Genomic DNA, 24942 nt, shown 5'->3' on the forward strand with positions numbered 1-24942 from the left:
AATGATTTCAGGATTCCGAAGCAGCTTCGGCATATGTATTACGAGGGTACCGAATCATCAAGTTGGCCATGTTATAGTTGGATTCAAGTACAGCATCTACGACGACAATGCCCTGTCGTACCATAAATTCATAACTGATTTCGCCGTGTGTCCAGTGGCGTTTATGCTTCAGACTTTCAAGCGCCATCGTACGAAAAGAGAATTGTTGAGCTTCACTTAGCCCCTCCTCAAGTGGAGCTATGACCCCGTTACGCCCAGCCAATGGATTATGCCGTATGCCAAATTTACCAATTACATTGTTTCGTATTTGTACAAATACTGTCCCTGAACTTAGACCTCCCAACTCTTCTTCCAGCTCTTTAAACACGATGTCCAATTGTCTAGCCAGTGATAATTGATCTAGTTTTACCATCTCTTCTCCCTCCTTTATTAGTAAATCCTCCCTATTATTAGGGCTTATGACTCATTATAGGGTAAAGGAATCAATGGATCAACAATATTCAACACATTTGGGTATTTATTACTAAAATTGCACAAATAATTTAGTTTTCGGCTCCTTTTTTGCGTCAACTTTCAATCTTTTACGACAAAAAAAGAAGCCCCAAGGGGCTTCTTCATAGGTTGGAATTTGCATGTATTGGGAGGCAAAAGTCCTCTAGCAAATTCTTTTATCTGTATTTCCGATGAAAATCAACAATTCACGCCATATGTTCTGTCATTTGCAAGAATTGTCTAATATCGGATACGCAGGAATCAGCCGCACTTTGCCAGAAATCGCGCTGGGTCAGATCCACATTCAGATGTTTCTTCGCCAGATTCTCCACGGACATTATGCCGGTGTCGCGAAGCAGGGCATCATATTTATCCGCAAAGGTCGGACCTTCTTCCAATGCCCGAACGTAGAGGCCCGTACTGAACATATAACCGAAGGTGTACGGGAAATTGTAGAACGGCGTGCCCGTAATATAGAAATGAAGCTTGGATGCCCAGAAATGCGGATGGTACGTTGTCAGAGCATCACAGTAGGCTTCCTTTTGCGCCTCCACCATCAATTCCGAAATTTCCTCGCTGCTGAGCAGACCGCTCTTCCGTTTGTCATAGAAGCGGGTTTCGAACAAGAAACGTGCATGAATATTCATAAAGAAGGCTACGCTGTTCTGAATTTTCTCTTCCAGCAGAGCCAGCTTTTCTTCTTCGCTGCCTGCGCCCTTCACCATCGCATCAAAAACAATCATTTCGGCAAAAGTAGATGCCGTCTCGGCAACATTCATCGCATACTTCTGGTTAAGCACCGGAATTCCGCCCATCAGATGCTGATGGTAGGCATGGCCCAGCTCATGCGCAAGAGTCGAAACGTTCGAAGCCGTTCCGCCAAACGTCATGAAGATCCGGGTCTGGCCGCTGGCCGGGAAGGAAGTACAGAAACCGCCAGGTCGCTTGCCGGGACGATCCTCGACCTCAATCCAGCTCTTGTCAAACGCCATTTGCGAGAAATCCGCCAATCTCGGGCTAAACTTACGGAATTGCTCCACAATGTTAACCGCGGCATCGTCATATGAGATTTTGGTTGCGGAAGTGCGCAGCGGGGCATCTACATCCGTCCAAGACAAGCCTTCCAGACCGAGCAGCTTCGCTTTGCGGTTTAGGTACTCCACAAGCACCGACTTCGTGTCCTGGATGACGGCCCACATGGTATCCAAGGTCTCGCGGCTCATCCGGCCAATCGCAAGCGGCTCCTTCAAGACATCATCCCAGCCGCGGTTCTCGTACAGCTTCAGGCGGTAGCCGGATAAATGGTTAAGAGTATCCGCACAGTAATCGGCGGAGTCTCCCCATGCCTGCTCCCACTTCTCAAACATGGATTGACGTACTTCCCGGCGAGGATCATGCATTTTATTGAACGCCTGTCCTGCGGACAGCATGACCGTTTTACCGTCTTCCTCATATGGAATTTGGATTTTCTTAACGATGGTATCGTAGAACTCTCCCCATCCATGATAACCGTCTACGCCAAGCGACAGAGCCAAACTCTCTAACTCAGGACTCATCTTATCTTTCGCAAGATTACGGCTTTCGTTCAATACGAAATCAAGCTCGGACACCTTATCCGTACCGGTCCAAGCGGTCCAGAGCTCGTCATTCATACCACGAAGAACGTTATCGAATTGGTTCTTAACCGATTGCAGGGTCGCGGACAACGAAGTTACCCGTCCGGATAATTGAACCGCCTTCTTGTCATTCACATTCTGCGCGGTCAGGCAGCCCACGAATGCAGAGACTTCGCGGATACGGGCATAGGCACTCTGGAACTGCTCAAGGAAGCGTTCAAGGCTGGATGCGCCCTCCATGGTTTCCGGAACGGTTAATGCTTTAACGGCTTGCTGAAGATTATGTACATCCTGCTCAAGAGCCTCAAGAAAGCTCACGAGCTGCGGTGAGGAAGAGCCTCCGGGAAATATCGATTCCAAATCCCAAGTTTGTTGAAGTGCCATCGATCATTCATCACCTTTCTAAATAAAATATGAATTCAAGCGGAATATCATTTGTGTGGACTTAGGGAAAAGTGTATAACTATATATAACTCAATTTATGTTATCACTGCTACAACCAATTTACTGCTGGAGGAGCTAGAAGCCATGAGACCTTTGCAAATATCACCGGAGACGGCGGTTACATTGTCCAAGCAGTTGGGCGTTCCGCTGGAACAGCTGATGCATATGCCTCAGCATATATTAATGCAGAAAATTGCCGAGCTTGCCAAGAATGAGGAAGCGACTGCAACAAAAAAAGACGATGAGTCCCCATCATCGGAGAACTCATGATTCCTTTTTCCAATACTTGGCCTTATGATGTCGTTGGAAACGACGTGTATGTACACAGCTGCCCATTCTGCGGAACCGACAATGTATTGCTGCCGATGAAACCCAAAGAGCTGATAAGCGTAAGGGAAGGGAAAAAGAAGCTGCTGATCTTCCCCTGCTGCCACAACAAAGTAACCGTGCTGGACAGCGACATCGACTACTTGCTCACGGATCAGCGATTACGCTGACTTCAACGTATAGCATGAGTTTCGCCTATACGTGCATATCCAACAGCCTGCTGACCCACCCTTCAGCGGGCTGTTTGCTTTAGGACTCCGCCTGGAGTGCCGCGTTCTTCTGCTCCCGTATCTGCTCGGATATGAGCTTCCATTGCTCTCTGGATGCGCGTATCATCGCGGCATCCATAATCTTGTCATCCTGGACCACTCTGGAGAACCATTGAACCGCCTCCTGAAACTGTCCCAGCCTGCGATGGATCTCCCCGATCAGATACAGCAACCTAGCATCATTCGCCCCAACCCCTTCCAGCTCAAACACTCGGATATAGGATTCCAGGCTATAACTCAAAAACCGCTTCTCTTGATCCTCGTTACCCTGATATCGGTACAGCCAAGCGATATGATGCAGCAGGCTGGCCACAATGCGATCCCGCTCCCCGATCACTTGCGCGCAGAGGAGAGCCAGCTTGTACGACTCCAGAGCATCCTCCAGATTGCGGGACCCGCCCATTTCCCTCTTCTCCCAGCGGCATCCGACTTGCTCGTAAAAGAGCGACTTCTGCCGTTCGTTCAATTTCAGGGTCGAGTTTTCCGTGGAGGCAAAACCGCATTCAGGACAGATCCGCACTACGTAAAAATCGGGATTCTCCGATTTATAATAAGCGCAAAAATCCGTATCTGTACGGTATGCCTTTTTAAAGCTGGGTCTCACCCTGGATGTTACATATTCATGCTCACAGTGCGCACAAACCACCTTGATGGAATACAAGGGTTCCAATTTCACGCCATTCGCCATCCCTTCATTCGCCTCTAATTCCTGTTTAGATGTAGGTCTATGGCACTAAGGAGTATTCACGAAATGGTGGGCGGGGCCGGACAGACGCTGCAGCACAAAATCACGTAATTCATCCTCCACGCCAATTTCGATTAGGGCTCCTGCCATGCAGCCAAGCCATTCTTCGGCATGACGATCCGTAATCGGGAATTTCATGTGCCTGGCCCGCATCATCGGATGTCCGAATGCTTCCGAGAACAAGGCAGGCCCTCCAAAAAACTGGCTCAAGAACATATATTGCTTCTCCATCACCGGCATAATATCTTCCGGAAACAATGGGGAAAGGAGCTCGTTTTGCTGCACTCTCGGATAAAACGCTTCGACGAGCGAACGTACACCCTCGGCACCCCCGAGGTTATCATAGATGCTTAAGTTCGGATTCATATCCGCTAATCTCCCATCTGTTTTTATGATTCGCTTTTGATTGGATGTACCTATCCATTATAGCAAAAAACAACAAAAAAAGGCGCTAAGCAATGGTTAGCACCTTTTAGAACTTATTAATAACTGCGCCAGTCCTCTTCACTCTGGACGAGAGAAGCACGTATAACATAAACGAAGGCGCATACTAGGATACCTGCGACTATGCTCATGATCATCACTCCATCCAAACATAATACGAAAGATGTGCTTTGATGTTTTTTATTATAGCACAATATCCCCGAAAATAAAGCACAAATGTAACCGCTTTCTCATGTTTTTTATACTGTTTGTCCTATAACCTGCATAGATTTTTAACAACGGACCTATATTTCTATCATTCACATCGATGCCAGGGGGCGTATTCCTTATTATGACCATGAAAAAAATGGGCTGGCTCATGCTCGTGACGGCACTGCTCAGCGTGATTGTTCTAATGGCTTTATTTCCTGAAGCGGCGCTTCAATCGGCACTCCGTGGCCTGTCGATATGGTGGGACGTGCTGTTCCCTTCCCTGTTCCCGTTTTTTGTTATTTCAGAGGTGCTGCTGGGGTTTGGCGTGGTGCACCTGATTGGCACCCTCCTGGATCCTTTAATGAGACCGTTGTTTCGTATTCCGGGCGCAGGAGGATTCGTTGCAGCAATGGGATATGTTTCAGGATACCCGGTCGGTGCCAAATTAACCGCCAAGCTTTGGGAACAAAAAATGGTAAACCGGGAGGAAGGTGAGCGGCTTGTTGCTTTCACCACCTCTTCTGACCCTATATTTTTAATTGGAGCGGTCTCCATCGGCTTCTTTCATGACCCCAAGATCGGTTTGATCCTTGCCTTGTCCCATTATGGCGGAGGTTTCCTTGTGGGGTTGATTATGAGATTTCATGGCAGACATGAATCCAAAACAACAACCGACTCACTTCGCCTGTCCCAGGCTAAGACAAGCAGGCTCAGGTCCGCCCTGCACGCCATGCATGCTGCGCGCGAGCAGGATGGCCGGGATCTCGGCACCTTGTTAAGACAAGCGATACAGTCATCGCTTCAGCTTATTATCGTTGTCGGCGGGCTCGTGGTTTTCTTCTCCGTGTTTCTTGAACTTTGGACCCGCGCCGGCGTTATGCCTGCGCTAACCGAGGTTATCAGTTTGCTGTTATCTCTAGTTGGGATGCCTGAATCTTTATCCACTGCCATCGTAGGCGGATTGTTTGAGGTCACACTCGGTGCTCGATATGCCGGGGAAGCGGGAGCTGCAATTCCATTGCCATACAAAGCGGCCGCGGCTGCCTTTATATTGTCATGGGGCGGTTTGTCCGTTCATGCCCAGATCATCAGCATCCTGAACTCTACCAACCTCAGATATTTCCCTTTTGTCATTGCAAGACTGATCCATGGTGTGATTGCCGCGATCGCTGTATTGCTGCTGTGGAGAAGTGTCATGGGATCTTCGATACCGACCATGGCGCTGCCGGCTGTTTCGGATTCCGCCCTAAACGGGTATACCCATATTATGGCGGCTTTCTGCATCCTGCTCGGTTTCCTGATTGCGGTTGCGTTGTTTATTCAGATCATTCGAGGACTGCAGCAGAAAATCCGCAAATTCCCAAGGTGAACATTGTGTTCTTCTCCAAGATTGATTATCATCTTTATATAACCTTACAAAGGAGCTTATCAACTTGAGATATTATGTTCTGGACCGCGGTGACCCATTGTCTGTCGAGCTGACCCAGCAGTTTCACAAGCTGGCGGAACAGCGGGGGTTTGTGCTGGATGCAGAATCTCCGGAGATTGTGGTCTCGATCGGCGGAGACGGTACGATGCTGCATGCTTTCCATACTTTTATTGACCGTATTCCTGACCTCGCTTTTGTCGGTGTCCACACGGGCCACTTGGGATTCTATGCTGATTGGAAGGCCGATGAACTGACAGAGCTAATTGATCATATGAGCGGAGAAGGCGAACACGGCAACGTGAAGCCGCGCCTCGTCAAGTACCCCCTGGTTCAACTGGAAATTCATAAAAAATCAGGAACGTCCTCTTACATTGCCTTAAACGAATTTACGCTTAAAGGCGTTGACGGTACCGTTGTCGCGCAGATTGACATCAACGATGTAACCTTTGAAATGTTCCGAGGAGACGGGATCTGCGTGTCTACGCCGTCCGGAAGCACGGCCTATAACAAAAGTGTCGGCGGAGCGATGGTGCATCCTTCCATCGATGCTCTGCAGATCGCGGAAATCGCCTCGATTAACAATCGGATTTTCCGTACGCTGGGCTCACCGCTGCTTCTGCCCAAGCATCATCACTGTGATATATTCTCGCGTAAAGAACAGCGTCTGCTGCTTACTATCGATCATGTGAATATCTCGATTGACGACCTCGTATCCGTCCGCTGTCAAGTAGCGGAACAGCAGGTCAGTTTTGCACGCTATCGACCGTTCCCGTTCTGGAATCGTGTCCGTGATGCATTTCTTGGCTAAAAAAAGAAGAACGGCCACCTGGCTTACTGGTGACCGTTCTTTTTTATTGTGGCTGTTCAGCCGGGGGATTAGGCTCCTTGGAAGGCTTTGCTTCCTTCTCCTTGGATTCCTTAGGATCACGCGGCTCGCGTCTGGATTCCTTGGCTTCACGCCGCTCGCGTTGGTCCTTGTGCTCCTTGCCCGGTTTAGGACCCTCCTGCGGGGTCTCCTTGCTTCCCTTCACTTCCCCCTCACCCTTGGTTTCCTTGGGGGGTGTTTCACGAATCTCCACAGGTTCTTTGGAATTGGCGTGCTCTTTGCTATCCTTCTGCTCCTTCGTTTTCTGAAGCACAAAGTGAGCACAGCCAAAATTGCAGTATTCGTTAATGTAATCGGACATGCTGGAGAAGGTAGAATCCTTGGCAGCTTTAGGATGATTATCACGATAGAAACCTTTAAGCCGGAGCTGATTGTAACCCCAGTCTCCCACGATGTAGTCATAACGGTCCAGCACCTCGCTGTACCGCTCCCGGAAAGCTTCCAGATTCCAGCCGTTTCGATGGTCCTTTAACACTTCATAACTTTTGTTTCCGATAACGATCATTGAAAGCTTCCCCTGCCTTTCCAAAGGTTAAGACTGCACGGTCTCTTCCTTGTTGCGCTCTGCAGATTTCACTTGCTCGTGTGCATGGTAGGAGCTGCGCACCAGAGGACCGGACTCCACGTGGCTGAATCCGCGCTTCATTCCCTCTTCCTTTAGAATCGCAAACTCTTCCGGCGTATAGTATTTTTCCACATTCAGATGCTTCGGCGAAGGCTGCAAATATTGGCCGATCGTCATGATATCGCAACCCACCGAACGCAAGTCGTCCATCGCTTCCAGAATCTCAAGCCATTGTTCGCCGACACCCAGCATAATGCTGGATTTGGTTGGAATATCAGGCTGCATCTCCTTGGCATTCTTCAGCAATTGCAACGAACGGGTGTACTTGGCTTTGGCGCGTACCCGATCCGACATTCGCTCCACCGTCTCAATGTTATGGTTCAGAATGTCCGGCTTCACATCCATTACGATCTTAAGCGCTTCTTCGCTCCCCATAAAATCCGGAATCAACACTTCCACCGAGCATAACGGCAGACGTCTGCGAATGGCTTTAACCGTTTCAGCGAATATGTAGGCCCCGCCATCTTTCAGATCATCCCGTGCTACGCTTGTTACTACGCAGTGACGCAGGTTCATCTGTTCCGCCGCTTCCGCTACGCGTTCCGGCTCCTGAAGATCCAGTTCCGTTGGAAGTCCCGTATTGACAGCGCAGAATCGGCAGGCGCGGGTACAAATATCACCCAGGATCATGAAGGTTGCCGTACGGTTAGCCCAGCATTCATAAATATTCGGACAGCGAGCCTCTTCACACACCGTGTGTAGTGTCTTGGATCGCATCATGCTTTTGATTTCTTTATAATTATCGCCAGTAGTCAGCTTGATTCGAATCCAGTCAGGTTTTGGCTGTTTGGTTTTAGACAAAGAAAAAACCTTCTTTCGAATTTATTGATGTAACTCAAGACATACCCCATCGTTTGCTGTCCCATATTATATCATGAAAACCATCATATTACTTGTTTCGCATCGATATGAGATTGATCTAGTTGCGGCATGGATAAAAATCCTTGTTTCGATTCACCCTACAGTGTAGGCATAACTGTCCGTCCTTAATTATGACAATCCAAAAGGAGGAGAAGGACACATTGAGGATTTTTCAACCATTGAGCGCAAGCGGCATCATGATTCGCTGCACTGCTGCAGCTCTGGCTGCCTTGACAGCGGCCTGCTGCATGTGCGGGCCTGTGTCCGCATCCGCCTCTGTTGCGACCAGCACGGCAGACGATACGGTGAAAACAACGGATGCTAAAGCCATATTTGAAGACCGGAAGTCGTTATACGATGAGATTTCCACCGTTACCCAAATTCCTTGGTATCGCCTGGCTGCCATTGACCAGTATGAACGGACACTGACTAGAGTCCACCCCAAGGATCGCAAACATCCGGACCGGACGCTCGGAATCTTTATCCCCTCCACAAGATGGGCCGGCGCGTTAAATCCCAATCAGGAAGATGTAAATCCGACGTCGATCAGCGTGTTTTCCGGCATCGGGCTGGATGGTGATGGGGATGGCAAGGCAGATCGGAATAATGATACCGACCTGCTATATACCGTTGCAGCGAGACTTTCCCCCTACGGACATGCTGCTGATGATTTCAGCATCGGGCTCTGGTCATACTACCAGAACACGCGGGCGGTTCAGCGCGTCATGCAATACGCCAAATTGTACGAGACCTTTGGGAAGCTGGACTTGTTCGACCATGCATTTCCTCTCCCGGTCAAAAGCAACTATTCATACCGAAGCACCTTTGGCATGGGACGCAATTGGGGAGGAAGAAGGGTTCATGAAGGAACGGACTTATTTGCCAATTATGGTGTCCCTGTCCGGAGTACGTGTTACGGTGTTGTCGAAATCAAAGGATGGAATAAATATGGCGGGTGGCGCATCGGCATCCGTGATTTGAACAATCATTACCACTATTACGCCCATCTGCAAGGCTTTGACAAAGGGATCTCCCTCGGGGACGTCGTTACGCCGGGTCAAACCCTAGGCTGGGTTGGCAGCTCCGGTTACGGCAAGCCGGGAACCCAGGGCAAATTCCCTCCACACCTCCATTACGGCATCTACCGGGATACCGGATTGAACGAATGGGCTTTCGATCCTTACCCGCTGCTGAAGCACTGGGAAATGGAAGAAAAACGCTCGAAGAAAAAAACGCGCTCCTAAGTTCAACCCAGGGGGCGCGTTTTCTCCGTTAAGGTCATACATAATTAGCAACTGAATCATGGTGCGGCTTCCATATGATAGTGCCAAAATTGAAATTAAACAGCGCTTAGCCGCCAGTGTTGTTTCCCCCCGTTTGCCCGGATAAGTCAGCTCCGCCAGGTGAAGGTTCCAGAGGTGTCGTTGTTCCGTCTGCAGGAAGGTCCGGCGTTGTTGCAGGCGGGACTTCCTGCTCCGAATTATGGCTGTTCTCATTCGTAACGGGCGGCGGTATCGCTATGCTTGGCGCGCTTGCCTTGTTCTCCCCGACGGCCTTTCCTTGACCGTCATAATAATACATCGGCACATCGCCGACCACGAGCAGATAAGAGATGGGAATATCGGTTTCCACAATCTGCGGCTCCATGTCAAAAGGAACAACAACCGCTACCTCCGTTACAATGTGGACGAATACCTCAACCAAAATCATATTGATGCCCGCACCCTGCTGTCTGGTATCCAGTTGAACCTTTACCGCTCCTTGCGGTTCGATCTTCAATGGAATTTGTGGACCGAATGACGCGATGATCGGGCTTTTTAACACCTGTCCCAGCGGAATTTGCTCTTTGCGCTTATGGATTTCGTCTAGCGTGCTCTGCACGACCTGCGTCGTATGGGATGTGATTTTCAAATGCTCGGCATAATTCAGCATGAATCCCGTCACTTTGCCGGAGCTATCCGTTTTCCAATTGACCAGATTATCAAAATCCTTACCCTGCGTCACCTGAGAGGTGATGGCTTTATTAATGGCTTCAGTGGCAATCTGTTTTACCCTGATTTGGGCTAAATGCATGATCGGCGGCCGCAGATTCTGCTCAATATACATAAAAAACTCAACGATCCCAAACACAAGGAGCAGAGCGCCGATCAGCCACCATTTTTTCACGCTGCGCCGTTTGGCAGCCTGAGGACGCCCCCGATGCTGTGGTACGGGCCGAAAACCTCTCCGCGGTGGTCTATAAGCTCTCCTTGGTTTGGGCCATGACAGGGACGGAAAGGATAAACGTCTGCTTCCCCATCTCTTTCGTCTCATGCTTGGTCCCCCCTATTTACGCCCCGAGGAGCATCTTTACCATGGCAAGCTCTCCTGTATAGAGGGTATGCGGACAAACAGCAAAAAAGAAGAGCAAGGATGGGTAATCCTCACTCTTCTCCCTTATAGATTCTCATTTTCAAGAAAGACTGCATCAAGAATCTATTTGTCGTTCTTTGGATTGTCTTCTTGATCTTCCACATAATACTTCAGCATCGATAGTTTATTCTCCCAGAAGCGGTCGAAATAAGCGAGCCAATCCTTTAATTCCTTAAGCGGCTCAACATCCAGCCGATAGCGGGTTTCGCGTCCAACCTTGCGGTCCTGCACAAGTCCCGCTTCCTCCAGAATTCGGAGATGCTTGGAAACGGCGGTTCGAGTCATGGAGAAGTGCCCTGTAATTTCTTTAACCGGCATTTCCTTATCACTTAACAAGCCTAGGAGCTTACGGCGTGTCGGATCCGCGATCGCTTGATAAACATCATGCTTCGGAGCAGGCTGCGACATGGATTAGGCCTCGACGTATCCCGCAAGCTTCTGAACAATGCCTGCCCAGCCGTTGTCCATACGGCCTCGTACGATATCGTGAGCTTCCCCGAACTCGGTCACTTGATCCGCTGTCCATCCGCCGTGAATGAGCGTGAATTCCGTATGATCTCCCTGCTGTACCAGTTCGAACGTAACATTCCAATCCTTGCCCCAGTTAAAAGACAAACGGTTAGGCTCGTCAATAAGCGTGACCTTGCATGGTGAATTTCCGAAAGGACCTGCATTCAATTGAAACTCAAAGCCTTCCACCGGTTCAAAATTGTTGGGCATGAACCAAGCCGAAATCCCTTCAGCCGTAGCCACGGCTTTCCACACCTTCTCGATGGGCGCTTTCAGCACAAGCGTATGACGAATATCCGGCAGCTTGCCGTTTGATACGTTGTCCATATTTGATTAATCCCTCGCTTATGTTTAAAATTATGAAACCATTTGGTTTCCCTTCAAGCATTATAGGACACCAAATGGTTTTATGTCAAATACCAATATTCACCTTTTTTATCAATTCAGCACATCCTAAGGTCCAGCTTTCATCCAAACCAGGCATTCAGGCAATCCATGCATCTTGTCAGCATCTCATGACTTAAACTCGCTAGGGCTGAGCCGGGTAGGTCTTGTTCAAGAAGGCGATCGATTCTCGAATCAGCTGCTTAAGGACTTCCACATCAATGTCCGCCACTTTATTAATGTACACGCAGCCCTTCCCGGCCGTATGTTTACCGAAACTCGTCAATAGCTCCTCCCGCTTCTCATCGCCCGGCGCAAAATACAGGCTGATTTTCGCTTTGCGCGGCGAGAAACCCACAAACGGCGCATCTCCTTCGTGCCCGGTAGCGTAGCGGTAATGGTAGGAGCCGAAGCCGATGATGCTGGGTCCCCACATCTTAGCCGGAAAACCGCTCGTCTCCTCAAAAACCTCCAACAAACGATAAGCATCCTCCCGTTTTTTCGGCGAATCCACTTGCTCTATAAACTCCACCACGCTGTGATCGGTTTCTTTGGTTTTTTGCTCGTACATTGGGATTTACTCCTTTCGAACATACCTATTATTGTTACCAACCTTATCAAAAATAAAAAAAGCCGGATATGATTAGCCATTGCTTTCTAATCACTTCCGGCCTTGTCGAGCCGTCCTGTCTTTATTGGCCGGCGTACTCTCTTTGCCGTAAAGCCTCGTACATCAATACCGACGCTGCCATGGCCGCGTTCAACGATTCGGCTTTCCCCGGCATGGGAATACGGATCGCATCGTCCACGAGTTCCGCGACCTCAGGTGAGACCCCCCGCCCTTCGCTACCAATCACGATCCAGCTTGTCCCTTTGAAATCATACTCGAAGCAGGAACGTTTCCCTTCCAGCATGGTTGTCACCAATCTGGCTCCACGTTCCCTGGCTTCCGGCAAAATGCTCAGCAGATCGCCCTCCAGCACCGGTAGATGAAACAGGGATCCCATGGTAGAGCGCAGCGTCTTGGGGTTGTACAAATCCGCGCAGCCGCGTCCCAGAACCACGCCAGCAGCTCCTACGGCATCTGCGCTTCGTATGATGGTTCCCACATTCCCCGGGTCCTGAAGACCGTCCAGAACAACAACCAAACCGTTCTCGCGCAGGATCAGGTCCTGCCATTGACGCGCTTCTTTGCGGACCACGGCAAACACCTGCTGCGGTGACAGCGTATCGCTGACCTTCGAGATGACGGCATGGGATACACCGATCCATTCGGCACCTTGTCCTGTATCCGATATATGGCGAAGTTCTTGGGGAATGCCCTTCTCGACATCATAAGCGACGCACTCGATGTCCGCCCCGGATGACAGTGCTTCCTGCACGAGATGAATACCTTCCACCACATACTTGTTCTGCTTGTCTCGATGTTTTTTCTCCTGAAGCTGTGCCCAGCCCTTCACTCTGGCATTCTGCGGCGATAGTATCTCCATGGTTAATCCATCCGTTCTTTACTTATATATAAAACCGAGTCCCACTCAACCCAGCATACCCACTTGCGGACAGCTTACTTCGGATAAGCAAGCTCCATCTTCGTTAAGTTATTCTTGTGCCCCACAATAATGAGAATATCGCCTTCCTCAATCCGGTCATCCGGACTTGGAGAAATGTTCATATCCGCATCTCTTCGAATCGCCATGACATTGCAGCCGAATCGTGCCCGAATATCCAGCTCTATCAGATTGTGACCGACCAGATCTCCTGTAGCAAGCATCTCCATAATGCTGTAGTCGTCCGACAAATCGATATAATCTAAAATATTCGGTGACACCAGATGATGGGCAACCCGCAGCCCCATATCCCGTTCAGGGAAAATCACCTTGTCCGCACCGATTTTGTTCAGCACTTTTCCGTGCAGCTCATTCTTCGCTTTCACGATAATGGCCGGTACGCCAAGATCCTTCAAGATCAGCGTAGTCAAAATGCTGGATTGAATATCCTCCCCAATCGCCACGACAACCACATCAAAATTCCGTATGCCCAGCGCCCGAAGCGCATCTTCATCGGTCGAATCCGCCGATACCGCATGCGTGACCATACTCGCGATTTCCTGAATGCGCTGTTCGCTCGCGTCTACGGCTAATACATCAAATCCCATGCTGCTCAATTCCTTAGCAACACTCGTGCCAAAACGCCCCATACCGATTACTGCGTACTGCTTCTTAGCCATTTATATATCCCCCCACGAGCCTAGGTCATCCATAATTATAATGATAATAGTATATCATACTGTCCCGAATACTTGAATGTAACTGCCCCGGAACGGGCACATTACACAATGACCCTTTCATAACAAGGAGGAACATGTCCATGTCCATATTGTTAGATCTAAGGCAGGCCGTCATTCATAAAGTCCACAATCAGGACGAAGAAGAGCTGCGCTCCATGATCGAGGGTTCCGTTGACGGGCCTGAAGCTGCCCTGCCGGGACTCGGTGTAATGTTTGAAATGATGTGGAAAGACATGGATGCTACCCAGCAGAACAGCCTTGTCTCTTCCCTCCATGATCATCTGAAAACCGTTACGCCCGGCAACCTTCAAGGATAATCCCATGGTCAACAAAAAGAAACAATCCCCTAAGCAGTGAAAGCTGGGGGATTGTTCCTTTTTGCTGCATATTTATATCATCACTTACGGAGCGGTCTCAAGAAACTGGGCGGTTGGATTCTTGTCGATAGCGGTCCTCATTGCATACTCATTTTCGAACAAGACAACATAGTTATCCTTCTTGTCTTTGACCAGCGTTGAGTTAATCCGGAACTTGGACGGATCAATATTGTCATCCACGATCCAGCGAGCGAACTGATACGGCATCCGTTGAAGCTGGACATCAACGCCGTATTCCCCCTTCATCCGGTACTCGAAGACCTCGAACTGGAGCTGTCCGACAACCCCGAGAATGGTCTCGTCGAAACTCACGGTGCGGAATACCTGAATGGTACCCTCTTCCGTCAGCTGATCAATCCCTTTCTGATATTGCTTATGCTTCAGCGCATTCTTCACCGTTACTTTGGCGAAGATTTCCGGTGAGAACGTTGGAAGCTCATCGAATACAACTTCACGTCCCTGACTAAGCGAGTCCCCGATCCGGAAAATGCCCGGGTCAAACAGACCGATAATATCACCAGGGTATGCCTCCTGTACAATATCTCGATCCTGCGCCAAAAACTGCTGCGGCTGCGCCAGCTTGATTTCCTTGCCTACCCGAACATGCTTCACGCTCATACCGCGTTCGAACTTGCCCGATACGATCCGCAGGAAAGCAATACGATCCCGGTGAGCCGGATTCATATTGGCTTGAATCTTAAATACGTATCCGGAGAACTTCTCATCGGTTGGCTCCACCACACCGTCCGTGCTGCGTCGCGGCTCGGGCTTCGGCGCAAGCTGAAGAAAGTTTTCCAGGAAAGTCTGGACGCCGAAATTGTTAATCGCACTTCCGAAGAATACAGGTGTTAACTGACCCTGCATGACTTTCTCCAGATCGAATGGGTCTCCGGCAACATCCAGCAGCTCGAGGTCTTGACATAACTGATCATGCAGGTAATCACCTGCCATCTCGCGAATGATCGGATCCTCATAGCCTTCGACCTTCTGAACCTGAATCGTGGAATGGTCGTCGCCTTGGAACAATTCCACCTGATTCTTAACCCGGTCGTACACGCCGCACAGGTCACGCCCGGAGCCGATCGGCCAATTCATCGGTACGGAGCGGATGCCGAGAACCTGCTCAAGCTCCTCCATCAGATCAAACGGGCTGCGCCCTTCGCGGTCGAGTTTGTTGATAAAGGTAAAGATCGGAATACCCCGCTTCGCACACACCTGGAATAATTTAATCGTCTGAGCCTCGACCCCTTTGGCTACGTCAATCAACATGACGGCGCTGTCAGCGGCCGTCAGCGTACGATAGGTATCCTCACTGAAGTCTTGGTGACCCGGCGTATCCAATATATTAATCCGATGCCCTAAATAATCAAATTGCATAACAGACGAGGTAACCGAGATCCCCCGCTGCTTCTCGATCTCCATCCAGTCACTCGTTGCATGCTTGCTCGCTTTACGAGCTTTAACCGATCCAGCCAGACGAATGGCGCCCCCGAACAAGAGCAGCTTCTCGGTCAGTGTTGTTTTACCGGCGTCAGGGTGGGAAATAATCGCAAACGTGCGGCGCTTATCCACTTCCTGCTGCAGTTCATCTATTAGCTTTGCCATTTCACTTATCCCTTCGTAACTAAAGTCATGTATATCATTGTACCACAATTCATACGCAAATCATCCCCATGCGCCCTGCGCATGAGGATGATTTTTAACACGTAAATTTTAGAAAATGATCTTAGTTTTTCAACCACACCACATTATCCTCGAGCTGACCGTTAACCGGCCACCAGTGGAATCCGTCTTCCTTCAGCAGCTCATCTGCCCTGACAGGTCCCCACGAGCCCGCAGGATACGATTCCAGCTCGCCCTGGTTCTCTCTCCATGCGCTGGCGATACGATCCACGAAGGACCATGCCGAAGCCACTTCGTCCCAGCGCGTAAAGTAAGTGGAGTCTCCACGAGCCGCGTCATGCAATAGACGCTCATACGCTTCAGGAGAGTTAATGCCCACGATGCAGCTTTGGCAGAAGTCCATCGCTACAGGAGCGATCTCGGATTCGGATCCCGGCTTTTTCGCATTTATCTTCACGTAAATGCCTTCCATCGGATTGACGCGAATGACGAGCAGGTTAGGCTCCAGGGAATGCTTTTGGCCCAAGTATACGTTGGTTGGCATCCGTTTGAATTCGACAACCACCTCGGTTGTCTTAACCGGCAGGCGTTTGCCCGTGCGGATATAGAACGGTACGCCCGCCCAGCGGAAGTTATCCACGAATACTCTGGCCGCAAAATAGGTTTCCGTATTGGATTCCGGATTCACTTTGTCCTCTTTACGGTATGCCGGCAGATCTTTACCGCCCGCCGAACCGTTCGTATACTGACCGCGAACCACGTTGTTCTTCACTTCTTCATGTGTGGCATACGGACGCAAGGAACGAAGCACCTTCACCTTCTCGTCGCGGATATCCTCTGCGAGCAATCGGCTAGGCGGCTCCATCGCAATCATGGTCAGCAGCTGCAGCATATGGTTTTGACCCATATCCCTTAGAGCCCCGGCATGATCATAGTATCCGCCGCGCTCCTCGACACCAACCGTTTCACCAAGCGTAATTTGGATGTTGGCGATATGCTTGTTGTTCCAAAGCGGCTCAAAAAAAGCATTCGCAAAACGCATAACCTCGATATTCTGTACCATTTCTTTACCAAGATAATGGTCAATCCGGTAGATCTCTTCTTCCTTGAACACTTTACGGATCTCTTCGTTCAGCTTGGCAGCCGACTCCAGATCGTAACCGAACGGCTTCTCGATCACAAGACGGTTCCAGCCTTCTCCGTCGAGCATACCGCCCTTCATCAGGTTAAACGATACGCTGCCGAACAATTCCGGTGCAAGCGCCAGATAAAATAAGCGGTTACCCGGTATATTAAATTTCGTTTCCAATTGCTCCGTTTGTTCACGAAGCTCACGGAAACCGTCAATATTGTTAATATCTAAAGATTTATATTCAAAATGCTGTGCAAATGCATTCCATTCACTATCCTGTTCCGAACTATATCGGCAGAACTCCTGAATTGAACGATACACGTCCTCCCGAAACTCTTCCTGGGTGCGCGGACGCCGCGCCACGCCGATTACCGCAAAATCCTCATCCAGTTTTCCTTCACGATAAAGACTATAGATCGCCGGAAACAACTTACGTCTTGCCAAATCACCAGTCGCTCCAAAGATGAAAAATACAGCTCCCGGTGTCTTCATTGTATCTAGATTTTGATTTTCAGCCATGGCTCCTCATTCTTTCTATGAATTATAGTGTATTTTTATGCATCGGCACTTAACTCGATGTGATGACATTTTAGCATATTCATTTCAAGTATGCTATCTCATTCCGCATTTTTTCATCGGAGTTTCAGAAATCATTTTCAATATTCTATTGTAATGACGGGAAATCCGATCGTTATTCTACTACTTTTCTTCATCGAATCTTCATGCACTGCGATCTGCATATGAATCGGCGTGTCCCCACTCATCACAGAAGCATGCAGTGAAGGAGCCTCATATGAACGGCTTCGTGTTTTGTCATCAGCATAATCCTCAACGGAGCGAAGCGAGAATTTTTGGGCTACAGTCTCTTCTACCTGAGCCATCGTCCCATCAACGCTTGCGGTTTCCGATGCATACCCTTGAATGGACGCATTCCATGTGTTCGGTATGCCTGCTTGCTTCATCATCTCTTGAATCTGCTGCTGTAGGGCGATCATTTCCCGGGTCTCCCCAGCCGCTTCTCCGACAAGCATAGCTCTGACATAACTATGGCCCGCCTTCGTGAGGGCCCAATCCAGATGGACGGATACACCGGAGAGCACGCCTTCTGCTTGGAACACTTCATTTCCCTGAAGCGGGGACGTCGTAATCCCGGAGAGCCCCATGGTACGAGCCAACTGCTCAGCTGCTGTCTTAGCTTGATCCTTTGGTATGGAATTTATCATTTCACCTTGAATTTTTACCGTGAGAATGGCCGAAGCTTCCATATGCTCTTGCCCAAGCGCTGCCAGAAGCGTTAGATCGCTATCTGCAGCTACCCCGGCTCCAGCTGTTTCATCGACACCTTTTTCTCCCGTTCCATTTGAGACTGATGTTGACGCTTCTATCGCGTGCGGAACCGATTCGTTTCGTTTGCTTTCCGTTGTTCCCGCAAAACCCGCCATCATGCCTGCTGCCCCGCACAGCAACAATATCATCACAACGATCTGTAAACGCATCTTCCGCATGGTCAGTCACGCCTCCCCGTTCGAATCTATCAATCTAGTAAAAAGGATGGCCTCGTTACCGCGGATTTATACCTCGCTTGTTAAAAAGAGCCTTCATCGGGCTGTATATAAACATTCTTGCTTCCCCGTCCATAAATAAAAAAAGCTCCCGATCCGGGAGTCTTTAAGCCTGCCTCTCATTGTAACATGGATATATTTATAACTCACACATCGCATCATGGATCTGCTTTTGCACCACGCTCAACATCTCAGCATCTTGGATCTGTTTATGTCACGATCATCGCATAAAAAAGAGCCGGCATTCCTTACTCAGCCAGCCCATTTTTATAAGCGTAGATGGCAGCCTGGGTTCGATCCTCTACCCCCAGCTTGCCCAAAATATTCGTTACATGAAACTTCACGGTTTTGATGCCTATAATCAAATCATCGGCAATATCCTGATTCGACTTGCCCTGCGCCACCAGTCGCAGCACTTCCATTTCCCGGTCCGTAAGGTCGTTATGCGCCGGAGCTTCATTTTGCGGATGCCGGAATCGATTCATCATCTTGGAGGCAACCTGCGACTCCAGCACCGACTGCCCGCGTGCGGCTGCACGTATAGCATCAGCTACTTCAGAAGCACGGGATGTCTTCAATAAATAACTGAACGCACCTGCTTCAATAACCGGATACATCTTCTCATCGTCCAGATAGCTGGTCAGTACAATGACCTTAAGATTCGGAAACTGATTCATCAATTGGCGCGTCGTCTCGATTCCATCCATCCCGTCCATCACCAAGTCCATCAGCACCACATCAGGATGATATTCCTGCGCTAAGCGAATCCCTTCCTCGCCGCTGCCCGCTTCACCAACCACCTCGATGCCGTCCTCTGTACCAAGCACAGCCGCTAAACCGATCCGGACCATCTCATGATCATCCACCAGCAGCACTTTAATCGGCGTTTCCATCTACATCCCCCCGTTTGCGTTCATCATTTATGAGTGGCACAACGATCTCAATTCGAGTCCCTTTACCCGGTGCTGTTATGAATTGTACCGAGCCCCCGATCTCCGTCACCCGTTCCTGCATTGTCGATAGACCGTAGGAAGTCTGTTTCTTGTCATCCAATTCAAATCCGATCCCATCGTCCCGCAGCATCACCCGAACGGTGTTCTGCCTGCGGTGAATACGGATATCCATTTTCTCCGCTTTCGAATGTCTGAGGGTGTTCGACATGGCCTCCTGGATAATCCGGAACAGATGATTTTCGATCCCTTTAAGCAAATGTATGTCATCGTCCATTTCAAACGTAATTTCCATAGGTACTTTGATTCGCAATTCCTTAATCAGTTCACGCAGCCCCTGCTCAAGTGCCTTTCCTTCGAGATAAACCGGCCGCAGATGAAGAAGAAGCGCCCTCATCTCGGACTGGGCCACAGCCGACATTTCCTCGATCAGAGCCACCTGGCGCTGCGCTTTGTCAAAATCCTTATCCAGCGTCCTGCCCACGGCGGTTGCCGTCATCGAGATGGCAAACAGCTGCTGAGAAACCGCATCATGGAGCTCGCGCGCCAGACGCTGCCTCTCTTCCACAATTGCTGTTACCCTGGCCTGCTCGGCAAGCTGGGCATTGTTTGTAGATAACCGCTGCAAGGAAGACACCTGATCCTCCCAGCGTTTGCTGATCTTCACCAGCTGTTCTCCAAGCCGGCCCACTTCGTCTTCGCCGATGTCTGGCATGACGTCCGTAAGGCTGCCTTTTTCCCAGTTCACCAGCGTTTCCCTCACAAGATCGACCCGTCGTTTTACCCGGTATCCCTGGAAGAAGCCATAGATCGCTCCCAGCCCAATCGGCAGCAATACGATGGTAATGCCGGCTTCGATCCGGTTCTTCCACGTCTCAAACGGTTGAAGATAACCATATGTATATAATAAATATAGGACAACGAGCATGACAACCAATCCCAGAAGGGTCCCCTCACGCATACTTCGGGTAATCATATTTGCTTTCTTATCCGTTTCCACGGGGCAACCCTCCTGAATGGTTTACACAAAACATACGTTGATTATGTCATTCTTATATTCAAATCTCCGCCTAAATAAGAAACAATAAATTTCACTTTATATTCACTGGTCTCATAATTGGGTGATTGATACCGCACGCGGTTTAATATGCCGGTTTCCTTCCGGTCATCCATATGAATCGAGCCAAACAGGATCGATGCTTCGATCTCCACCCCATAATAGTCCGGGATCATCAGATCAATATCCCCCAGAATTCCGTGGAACATAAGAACCGTTTGGCGTTCCTCCGGAAGCGCAAGGGACAGATCCACATCCGCCTCTCCAAGCACATGCCACACACTCAGACTGCGCATCACCCACGGAGCCCGGTCCCAATCAAAGTTGGACATAAAGTTCTGCTTCTGAATGTACTTTGTCGTCGTATGGGCTCGCTTCGACTTGCCATAAAAAATACCCAGTGATATCAAGCTGACGCCGATAATCAACATGAGATGCTCCAGCAGCAGCAGTACGGCACCTACTCCGAGCAGAATGTATCCCTTCTTCAAATGGCCTTGTCTGACCTGAAGGACACCGGCGAACATGAGTATCAGGGCGACAATGGTGAAGAAACCAAGCCATCGGCCGAAAAGCATAATAATACCCAAGCTGATTAAACCAACTGCTATCCAGCGGTTTCTGTCCATGTCGCACCTCCTTGATGACCAAGATATAAGCTCGGAAAAGCCATATCAGTGAGACGTTCCCCACTGTATGGCTTTGCCTGTACTATACGACAATCTCATTCGTATAGCATATCATATGAACATGGTGTTCGAATACGGTTTAATCTTATTTTGCTGACTTGCTAGAGGAATTACTCGGACTTCGAAGAATTCCCCATTTTGTTTTTCAAAGCTTGCAGCTGCTCATCCACCTTCAATTGCTTTTCAGCATCCACTGGGCTTGTGTATACTGCGTTGTTAGGACGGTATGGGGCGCGAAGCACATCCGCTTCTGCTTCCATTTGCATGATTTTTTCCTCCATGCGGTGGAAGCCCATCGAAGCACTGCCGCTTTCGATCGTGTGCAGGCTGCTCACTTGAGACATTTGTTTCTTCGCTTTAGCCATTTGAGCACGGGCTACGAGCTCATTACGCTTGTTGCGCATTTTGTAGAACTCGTCTTTCATTTCATGCAGCTGAGCTACAAGCTCTTTCGCTTGAGCCTCGGATTGCAGGTGCAATTCCACGTACTCGGTTTCTTTTTGATCGAAATAGATTTTTTCTTCAAGCAGCTTGCGAGCCACTTCTTCTTGACCATTTTTCAGAGCCAATTCAGCTTGAGCTTCACGCTGTGCCGCCATCTTCACAGCCTCATCAACGCGCTGCTTCATACGACGCTCGTTAGCCATTTGCTTCGCAACCGTTACCTCTGCTTCATGAATTTCTGCCTCCATGTCGCGCAGGTACTGGTTCAACATTACGATCGGATCCTCTACTTTATCCAGCAGTTCATTCACCGATGCTTTCGTCATATCCTTAATTCTTTTAAATACTCCCATGTTATTTATCTCCCTTCTCATAGTTCGAAAGTTTTTTCTTTAATTCTTCGATTTCTTTTTGCATGGCTTTTCTCTCAATATCCTTCATCATCGCATCCAGGTCGGAATCCGCTGGCGCGTTGTTTCTTGTGCCATTGGGACGGTCATATTTGGGACCAAAATTTCCATGCTCATTAGGATAGCCTTGACGTCCATAAGCATCGTTATAGCTGTTGTAGCCTGGTCCAGGGCCCGGATGATCGTTGTAACGGTATCCGCCACCATGTCTTCCCTGTGGACCGTACGGATCGTGATAATACGGCTCCTTAGGTACTACAAGGGATGCAATCAGATAGATCAACAGCGTTGTACCGCCTGTGAAAAAGATACTGACTACAAATATGACTCTAAGTAGGGTAGATTCGACTCCGAAGTGATCGGATATACCGCCGATCAACCCTGTGAACATCTTGTCTCGGGTGGAACGGTACAATCTAGTCATGGTTACTCCTTTCCGCTGTTATTCAGCTTTTGCTTCAGGCGGGCAAGTTCTTTTTCTAATACAGTGGAGACCGATTCACCAGCCTGTTCCATGTATTCCTGCCCCATGCGGCGTAAATCGCGAAGACTTCTGGCTTCGAGTTCCCAGTCGCTGATACGGTCTTCGAGGCGATTAAACATCTTCGGTACGTCATGGCCGCCGCCGTAGGAGCCCGTACGTTCATTCATTTTCTGCTGAAGACGAAGGGTTTCCACTCGGGCAACATAATATTGACGTTTGCTGTATACCGTCTGATATTCCATCCGCAGCTCGCCGAGCTGCTCCTCGATTTCTTTTAGCGACTCCAGGCTTGAGGATAACAGGCCTTGATACTGCTCGATCTTTTCCTCATAGATCAGCTTCTCCTGCAATGCCAGCTTGGCAAGATGTTCTTCGCCGGCCTTCAATGCAAGCAGCGCCTGCTCTTCGCGTTTATATCGCATGGTTTCCGCTTGATCCACCTGCTGCTTCAGCTGTCTGGAATGTACTTGGCATTGCTGCTGCAGCTTCTCAGCCTCTGCAATGTCCTGTCTGGTTGAATGTAGGAACTGGTCGATCAATCGAACCGGATCCTGGCTCTGCTCGAGCTTTTCATTCAATGTTGCTACGGTTATGTCTCTTATCCGCCGGAAAACACTCATATTGGCTTAGCCCTCCTCATCTATCATGATCTGTTGTTCATGCATGTTATTTAATGTAGTGGTTTTTATCAATAACGGGGTCTGCCATTCTTCAATCGGGACACCCCGTAAATGATTAAGATAACTCCAAGGATCGGACCGATCAGCCAAGACAGTTTACCCATCAACCAGATCACACCGATACCGAGAATAACCCATCCCATCAAGGTGTTACCTCTCCGGATCCCATAGTATCCCAACGCGACCATCAGTATTGGAATTAGAAGACTGAACAACCATCCAAGCAGAGGACCGAATACTCCCAGGAGAACCAAGATCCCTAAACCAATCAACAGGATACTCATTCCATTTCCTTTTGAATTTCTCATTTATACACCGCCTTTCTGTTGTTTGATCGTTGTTTCATTTGTTCAACCTTATGACTCTATTCTAGGTAATTTCGAGTTTCACTAAAACGGCCTGGGGACGGTTTTTAGACCTAGACCTAAGGCGGGGCCTCCTACAGACCTACGTCCAACCCTGCACTGGATCTATTAGTCGATGGGTTGACCTGTGTGGATGAATCCTCCGGTATCCAGGCTGTATAGCCTCCGTGAAAAGGTAATTATAGTAGAGGTTGCATGAAGCAAGGAGTCTAATATTAATCACGCAGAACTAAGCTATCGATCTAGATGCAACAAAAAAAGGAATGCAGACGTTGATAGTCTACATTCCTTTTGGATGATGCCGGTGAAGGGACTCGAACCCCCACGGTTTCCCTCACGATTTTGAGTCGCGCGCGTCTGCCAATTCCGCCACACCGGCTTACTTAATGGCGTGCCCTAAGAGATTCGAACTCCTGACCTTTTGATTCGTAGTCAAACGCTCTATCCAGCTGAGCTAAGGGCACATAGTTTTGTTATGGAGGCGCCACCCAGATTCGAACTGGGGATAAAGCTTTTGCAGAGCTGTGCCTTACCACTTGGCTATGGCGCCAGAAATAAAAATGGAGCGGACGACGGGAATCGAACCCGCGACCCTCGCCTTGGCAAGGCGATGCTCTACCGCTGAGCCACGTCCGCAAACATAAAAATCAATGGCTGGGGATATAGGATTCGAACCTATGCATGACGGAGTCAAAGTCCGTTGCCTTACCGCTTGGCTAATCCCCAATATGATTTTGTAATATGGGGCGATCGAGGGGAATTGAACCCCCGAGTGCCGGAGCCACAATCCGGTGCGTTAACCACTTCGCCACGACCGCCATATTGAAACACTGTGATACGATTGGCAGGGGCAGCAGGAATTGAACCCACACTAACGGTTTTGGAGACCGCTGTTCTACCTTTAAACTATGCCCCTAAAAACTGGTGGAGGATGATGGATTCGAACCACCGAACTCGAAGAGAGCAGATTTACAGTCTGCCGTGTTTAGCCACTTCACTAATCCTCCAGAATGGTGCCGGCGAGAGGACTTGAACCCCCAACCTACTGATTACAAGTCAGTTGCTCTACCAATTGAGCTACACCGGCATATAAAGTTATAAACGTACATGGTGGCTCGGGACGGAATCGAACCGCCGACACGAGGATTTTCAGTCCTCTGCTCTACCGACTGAGCTACCGAGCCTTAAAGCTCTTCGCGAACTTTGACGGAACCCATATCGGATACTCATCTCATCCCAAAGTTGT

28 protein-coding genes and 10 tRNA genes are annotated in these 24942 nt (G+C 49.3%); 6 read left to right on the forward strand and 32 right to left on the reverse strand.

Translation table 11 applies throughout. The features are described 5' to 3' along the window. Positions 1 to 7: 7 nt before the first annotated feature. Both PLA01S_RS18730 and PLA01S_RS18735 read right to left on the reverse strand, forming a co-directional pair. Positions 8 to 412: an O-methyltransferase gene (locus tag PLA01S_RS18730; RefSeq protein ID WP_071222373.1), complete on the reverse strand. Its 405-nt coding sequence runs from the start codon at positions 410 to 412 to the stop codon at positions 8 to 10. 286 nt (positions 413 to 698) lie between these two features. Beyond that, a complete protein-coding gene (locus PLA01S_RS18735) occupies positions 699 to 2492 on the reverse strand; it encodes a M3 family oligoendopeptidase (protein ID WP_127593509.1) in 1794 nt (597 codons plus the stop codon). 144 nt (positions 2493 to 2636) lie between these two features. Between PLA01S_RS18735 and PLA01S_RS18740 the strand changes: the two genes are divergently transcribed. Beyond that, positions 2637 to 2822 (forward strand): YycC family protein, encoded by a 186-nt coding sequence (locus PLA01S_RS18740; protein WP_100539252.1) that lies wholly within the window; start codon positions 2637 to 2639, stop codon positions 2820 to 2822. Continuing rightward, positions 2819 to 3049 carry a hypothetical protein gene (locus PLA01S_RS18745; protein ID WP_071222370.1) on the forward strand — a complete coding sequence of 77 codons (231 nt, stop codon included), beginning with the start codon at positions 2819 to 2821 and terminating at the stop codon, positions 3047 to 3049. The genes PLA01S_RS18740 and PLA01S_RS18745 overlap by 4 nt, the downstream gene beginning before the upstream one ends. A 79-nt stretch (positions 3050 to 3128) precedes the next feature. Here the strand turns inward: PLA01S_RS18745 and PLA01S_RS18750 are convergent, their stop codons facing one another. Both PLA01S_RS18750 and PLA01S_RS18755 read right to left on the reverse strand, forming a co-directional pair. Continuing rightward, positions 3129 to 3824: a DUF2225 domain-containing protein gene (locus PLA01S_RS18750; RefSeq protein WP_243390836.1), complete on the reverse strand. Its 696-nt coding sequence runs from the start codon at positions 3822 to 3824 to the stop codon at positions 3129 to 3131. A 57-nt stretch (positions 3825 to 3881) separates the two neighbouring features. Continuing rightward, on the reverse strand, positions 3882 to 4259 hold the full coding sequence (locus PLA01S_RS18755) for a globin domain-containing protein (RefSeq protein ID WP_071222368.1): 378 nt from the start codon (positions 4257 to 4259) through the stop codon (positions 3882 to 3884). A gap of 409 nt (positions 4260 to 4668) precedes the next feature. Between PLA01S_RS18755 and spoVV the strand changes: the two genes are divergently transcribed. After that, on the forward strand, positions 4669 to 5898 hold the full coding sequence (gene spoVV / locus PLA01S_RS18760; protein ID WP_127593510.1) for a dipicolinic acid transporter SpoVV: 1230 nt from the start codon (positions 4669 to 4671) through the stop codon (positions 5896 to 5898). A gap of 64 nt (positions 5899 to 5962) precedes the next feature. Continuing rightward, positions 5963 to 6766 carry an NAD kinase gene (locus PLA01S_RS18765; protein WP_009591431.1) on the forward strand — a complete coding sequence of 268 codons (804 nt, stop codon included), beginning with the start codon at positions 5963 to 5965 and terminating at the stop codon, positions 6764 to 6766. Between the two features lie 43 nt (positions 6767 to 6809). Here the strand turns inward: PLA01S_RS18765 and PLA01S_RS18770 are convergent, their stop codons facing one another. Next, positions 6810 to 7349, reverse strand: a complete 540-nt coding sequence (locus tag PLA01S_RS18770; RefSeq protein ID WP_127593511.1) for a YutD family protein — start codon at positions 7347 to 7349, stop codon at positions 6810 to 6812. Positions 7350 to 7376: 27 nt separating this feature from the next. Then, positions 7377 to 8270, reverse strand: coding sequence for a lipoyl synthase (lipA, locus tag PLA01S_RS18775; protein ID WP_127593512.1), 894 nt, complete (start codon positions 8268 to 8270; stop codon positions 7377 to 7379). 257 nt (positions 8271 to 8527) lie between these two features. Between lipA and PLA01S_RS18780 the strand changes: the two genes are divergently transcribed. Further along, positions 8528 to 9574: a M23 family metallopeptidase gene (locus tag PLA01S_RS18780; protein WP_371860430.1), complete on the forward strand. Its 1047-nt coding sequence runs from the start codon at positions 8528 to 8530 to the stop codon at positions 9572 to 9574. Between the two features lie 106 nt (positions 9575 to 9680). Here PLA01S_RS18780 and yunB read toward each other — a convergent pair whose 3' ends face one another. From yunB to PLA01S_RS18810, 6 genes are all read right to left on the reverse strand, one after another. Continuing rightward, positions 9681 to 10643, reverse strand: coding sequence for a sporulation protein YunB (yunB, locus tag PLA01S_RS18785; RefSeq protein WP_127593514.1), 963 nt, complete (start codon positions 10641 to 10643; stop codon positions 9681 to 9683). A gap of 162 nt (positions 10644 to 10805) precedes the next feature. Next, positions 10806 to 11150, reverse strand: a complete 345-nt coding sequence (locus PLA01S_RS18790) for an ArsR/SmtB family transcription factor (protein ID WP_100539258.1) — start codon at positions 11148 to 11150, stop codon at positions 10806 to 10808. A 3-nt stretch (positions 11151 to 11153) separates the two neighbouring features. Continuing rightward, on the reverse strand, positions 11154 to 11579 hold the full coding sequence (locus tag PLA01S_RS18795; RefSeq protein ID WP_100539259.1) for an SRPBCC family protein: 426 nt from the start codon (positions 11577 to 11579) through the stop codon (positions 11154 to 11156). Positions 11580 to 11781: 202 nt separating this feature from the next. After that, on the reverse strand, positions 11782 to 12207 hold the full coding sequence (locus PLA01S_RS18800) for a DUF1801 domain-containing protein (RefSeq protein WP_127593515.1): 426 nt from the start codon (positions 12205 to 12207) through the stop codon (positions 11782 to 11784). Between the two features lie 121 nt (positions 12208 to 12328). After that, positions 12329 to 13126 carry a TrmH family RNA methyltransferase gene (locus tag PLA01S_RS18805; RefSeq protein ID WP_127593516.1) on the reverse strand — a complete coding sequence of 266 codons (798 nt, stop codon included), beginning with the start codon at positions 13124 to 13126 and terminating at the stop codon, positions 12329 to 12331. 74 nt (positions 13127 to 13200) lie between these two features. Then, positions 13201 to 13863 (reverse strand): potassium channel family protein, encoded by a 663-nt coding sequence (locus tag PLA01S_RS18810; RefSeq protein WP_071222358.1) that lies wholly within the window; start codon positions 13861 to 13863, stop codon positions 13201 to 13203. 140 nt (positions 13864 to 14003) lie between these two features. On the opposite strand from PLA01S_RS18810, the gene sspI reads away from it, so the two are divergent. Then, positions 14004 to 14240 carry a small acid-soluble spore protein SspI gene (sspI, locus tag PLA01S_RS18815; RefSeq protein WP_071222357.1) on the forward strand — a complete coding sequence of 79 codons (237 nt, stop codon included), beginning with the start codon at positions 14004 to 14006 and terminating at the stop codon, positions 14238 to 14240. Positions 14241 to 14324: 84 nt separating this feature from the next. Here the strand turns inward: sspI and PLA01S_RS18820 are convergent, their stop codons facing one another. The 20 genes from PLA01S_RS18820 to PLA01S_RS18915 form a co-directional block, all read right to left on the reverse strand. Continuing rightward, positions 14325 to 15905, reverse strand: coding sequence for a peptide chain release factor 3 (locus PLA01S_RS18820; protein ID WP_100539263.1), 1581 nt, complete (start codon positions 15903 to 15905; stop codon positions 14325 to 14327). Positions 15906 to 16026: 121 nt separating this feature from the next. Beyond that, positions 16027 to 17574: a glucose-6-phosphate dehydrogenase gene (zwf, locus tag PLA01S_RS18825; protein WP_127593517.1), complete on the reverse strand. Its 1548-nt coding sequence runs from the start codon at positions 17572 to 17574 to the stop codon at positions 16027 to 16029. Positions 17575 to 17711: 137 nt separating this feature from the next. Continuing rightward, positions 17712 to 18560 carry a YwmB family TATA-box binding protein gene (locus PLA01S_RS18830; RefSeq protein ID WP_127593518.1) on the reverse strand — a complete coding sequence of 283 codons (849 nt, stop codon included), beginning with the start codon at positions 18558 to 18560 and terminating at the stop codon, positions 17712 to 17714. 305 nt (positions 18561 to 18865) lie between these two features. Then, positions 18866 to 19510, reverse strand: a complete 645-nt coding sequence (locus PLA01S_RS18835; protein WP_006212655.1) for a response regulator — start codon at positions 19508 to 19510, stop codon at positions 18866 to 18868. Beyond that, a complete protein-coding gene (locus PLA01S_RS18840; RefSeq protein ID WP_127593519.1) occupies positions 19494 to 20567 on the reverse strand; it encodes a sensor histidine kinase in 1074 nt (357 codons plus the stop codon). The genes PLA01S_RS18835 and PLA01S_RS18840 overlap by 17 nt, the downstream gene beginning before the upstream one ends. Before the next feature lie 41 nt (positions 20568 to 20608). Then, complete coding sequence (gene liaF / locus PLA01S_RS18845; RefSeq protein ID WP_127593520.1) at positions 20609 to 21253, reverse strand: cell wall-active antibiotics response protein LiaF; 645 nt, start codon at positions 21251 to 21253, stop codon at positions 20609 to 20611. A gap of 170 nt (positions 21254 to 21423) precedes the next feature. Continuing rightward, positions 21424 to 22110 carry a PspA/IM30 family protein gene (locus PLA01S_RS18850; RefSeq protein WP_100539268.1) on the reverse strand — a complete coding sequence of 229 codons (687 nt, stop codon included), beginning with the start codon at positions 22108 to 22110 and terminating at the stop codon, positions 21424 to 21426. A 1-nt stretch (position 22111) separates the two neighbouring features. Next, positions 22112 to 22591, reverse strand: a complete 480-nt coding sequence (locus tag PLA01S_RS18855) for a PspC domain-containing protein (protein WP_100539269.1) — start codon at positions 22589 to 22591, stop codon at positions 22112 to 22114. A gap of 2 nt (positions 22592 to 22593) precedes the next feature. After that, entirely contained in the window at positions 22594 to 23271 is a 678-nt protein-coding gene (locus PLA01S_RS18860) for a PspA/IM30 family protein (RefSeq protein ID WP_100539270.1), read from the reverse strand. Positions 23272 to 23339: 68 nt separating this feature from the next. Continuing rightward, a complete protein-coding gene (locus PLA01S_RS18865; protein WP_127593521.1) occupies positions 23340 to 23639 on the reverse strand; it encodes a hypothetical protein in 300 nt (99 codons plus the stop codon). A 356-nt stretch (positions 23640 to 23995) separates the two neighbouring features. After that, positions 23996 to 24075: transfer RNA gene (locus PLA01S_RS18870), tRNA-Leu, on the reverse strand. An 8-nt stretch (positions 24076 to 24083) separates the two neighbouring features. Continuing rightward, a tRNA-Arg gene (locus PLA01S_RS18875) sits at positions 24084 to 24160 on the reverse strand. Positions 24161 to 24172: 12 nt separating this feature from the next. Further along, a tRNA-Cys gene (locus PLA01S_RS18880) sits at positions 24173 to 24246 on the reverse strand. Positions 24247 to 24257: 11 nt separating this feature from the next. Further along, positions 24258 to 24332, reverse strand: a tRNA-Gly gene (locus tag PLA01S_RS18885). 15 nt (positions 24333 to 24347) lie between these two features. Continuing rightward, positions 24348 to 24422: transfer RNA gene (locus PLA01S_RS18890), tRNA-Gln, on the reverse strand. A gap of 16 nt (positions 24423 to 24438) precedes the next feature. Continuing rightward, positions 24439 to 24514: transfer RNA gene (locus tag PLA01S_RS18895), tRNA-His, on the reverse strand. 24 nt (positions 24515 to 24538) lie between these two features. After that, positions 24539 to 24612: transfer RNA gene (locus PLA01S_RS18900), tRNA-Trp, on the reverse strand. Positions 24613 to 24618: 6 nt separating this feature from the next. Further along, positions 24619 to 24703, reverse strand: a tRNA-Tyr gene (locus tag PLA01S_RS18905). Between the two features lie 4 nt (positions 24704 to 24707). Next, positions 24708 to 24783: transfer RNA gene (locus tag PLA01S_RS18910), tRNA-Thr, on the reverse strand. A 21-nt stretch (positions 24784 to 24804) separates the two neighbouring features. Further along, a tRNA-Phe gene (locus tag PLA01S_RS18915) sits at positions 24805 to 24880 on the reverse strand. Positions 24881 to 24942: the final 62 nt, after the last annotated feature.

Origin of the sequence: Paenibacillus lautus NBRC 15380 (assembly GCF_004000945.1) — a bacterium.
Lineage (GTDB): Bacteria > Bacillota > Bacilli > Paenibacillales > Paenibacillaceae > Paenibacillus_AQ > Paenibacillus_AQ lautus.

Coding starts and splice junctions, on each gene's coding strand:
- PLA01S_RS18820 (WP_100539263.1), bottom strand. CDS start 15,905: ATGGCAAAGCTAATAGATGAACTGCAGCAGGAAGTGGATAAGCGCCGC.
- PLA01S_RS18795 (WP_100539259.1), bottom strand. CDS start 11,579: ATGGACAACGTATCAAACGGCAAGCTGCCGGATATTCGTCATACGCTT.
- PLA01S_RS18730 (WP_071222373.1), bottom strand. CDS start 412: ATGGTAAAACTAGATCAATTATCACTGGCTAGACAATTGGACATCGTG.
- PLA01S_RS18735 (WP_127593509.1), bottom strand. CDS start 2,492: ATGGCACTTCAACAAACTTGGGATTTGGAATCGATATTTCCCGGAGGC.
- PLA01S_RS18790 (WP_100539258.1), bottom strand. CDS start 11,150: ATGTCGCAGCCTGCTCCGAAGCATGATGTTTATCAAGCGATCGCGGAT.
- PLA01S_RS18800 (WP_127593515.1), bottom strand. CDS start 12,207: ATGTACGAGCAAAAAACCAAAGAAACCGATCACAGCGTGGTGGAGTTT.
- PLA01S_RS18830 (WP_127593518.1), bottom strand. CDS start 18,560: ATGCGGAAGATGCGTTTACAGATCGTTGTGATGATATTGTTGCTGTGC.
- PLA01S_RS18755 (WP_071222368.1), bottom strand. CDS start 4,259: ATGAATCCGAACTTAAGCATCTATGATAACCTCGGGGGTGCCGAGGGT.
- PLA01S_RS18865 (WP_127593521.1), bottom strand. CDS start 23,639: ATGAGAAATTCAAAAGGAAATGGAATGAGTATCCTGTTGATTGGTTTA.
- PLA01S_RS18780 (WP_371860430.1), top strand. CDS start 8,528: ATGATTCGCTGCACTGCTGCAGCTCTGGCTGCCTTGACAGCGGCCTGC.
- PLA01S_RS18770 (WP_127593511.1), bottom strand. CDS start 7,349: ATGATCGTTATCGGAAACAAAAGTTATGAAGTGTTAAAGGACCATCGA.
- PLA01S_RS18860 (WP_100539270.1), bottom strand. CDS start 23,271: ATGAGTGTTTTCCGGCGGATAAGAGACATAACCGTAGCAACATTGAAT.
- PLA01S_RS18740 (WP_100539252.1), top strand. CDS start 2,637: ATGAGACCTTTGCAAATATCACCGGAGACGGCGGTTACATTGTCCAAG.
- PLA01S_RS18810 (WP_071222358.1), bottom strand. CDS start 13,863: ATGGCTAAGAAGCAGTACGCAGTAATCGGTATGGGGCGTTTTGGCACG.
- PLA01S_RS18835 (WP_006212655.1), bottom strand. CDS start 19,510: ATGGAAACGCCGATTAAAGTGCTGCTGGTGGATGATCATGAGATGGTC.
- spoVV (WP_127593510.1), top strand. CDS start 4,669: ATGACCATGAAAAAAATGGGCTGGCTCATGCTCGTGACGGCACTGCTC.
- sspI (WP_071222357.1), top strand. CDS start 14,004: ATGTCCATATTGTTAGATCTAAGGCAGGCCGTCATTCATAAAGTCCAC.
- PLA01S_RS18745 (WP_071222370.1), top strand. CDS start 2,819: ATGATTCCTTTTTCCAATACTTGGCCTTATGATGTCGTTGGAAACGAC.
- PLA01S_RS18850 (WP_100539268.1), bottom strand. CDS start 22,110: ATGGGAGTATTTAAAAGAATTAAGGATATGACGAAAGCATCGGTGAAT.
- yunB (WP_127593514.1), bottom strand. CDS start 10,643: ATGAGACGAAAGAGATGGGGAAGCAGACGTTTATCCTTTCCGTCCCTG.
- PLA01S_RS18805 (WP_127593516.1), bottom strand. CDS start 13,126: ATGGAGATACTATCGCCGCAGAATGCCAGAGTGAAGGGCTGGGCACAG.
- PLA01S_RS18855 (WP_100539269.1), bottom strand. CDS start 22,591: ATGACTAGATTGTACCGTTCCACCCGAGACAAGATGTTCACAGGGTTG.
- liaF (WP_127593520.1), bottom strand. CDS start 21,253: ATGGACAGAAACCGCTGGATAGCAGTTGGTTTAATCAGCTTGGGTATT.
- zwf (WP_127593517.1), bottom strand. CDS start 17,574: ATGGCTGAAAATCAAAATCTAGATACAATGAAGACACCGGGAGCTGTA.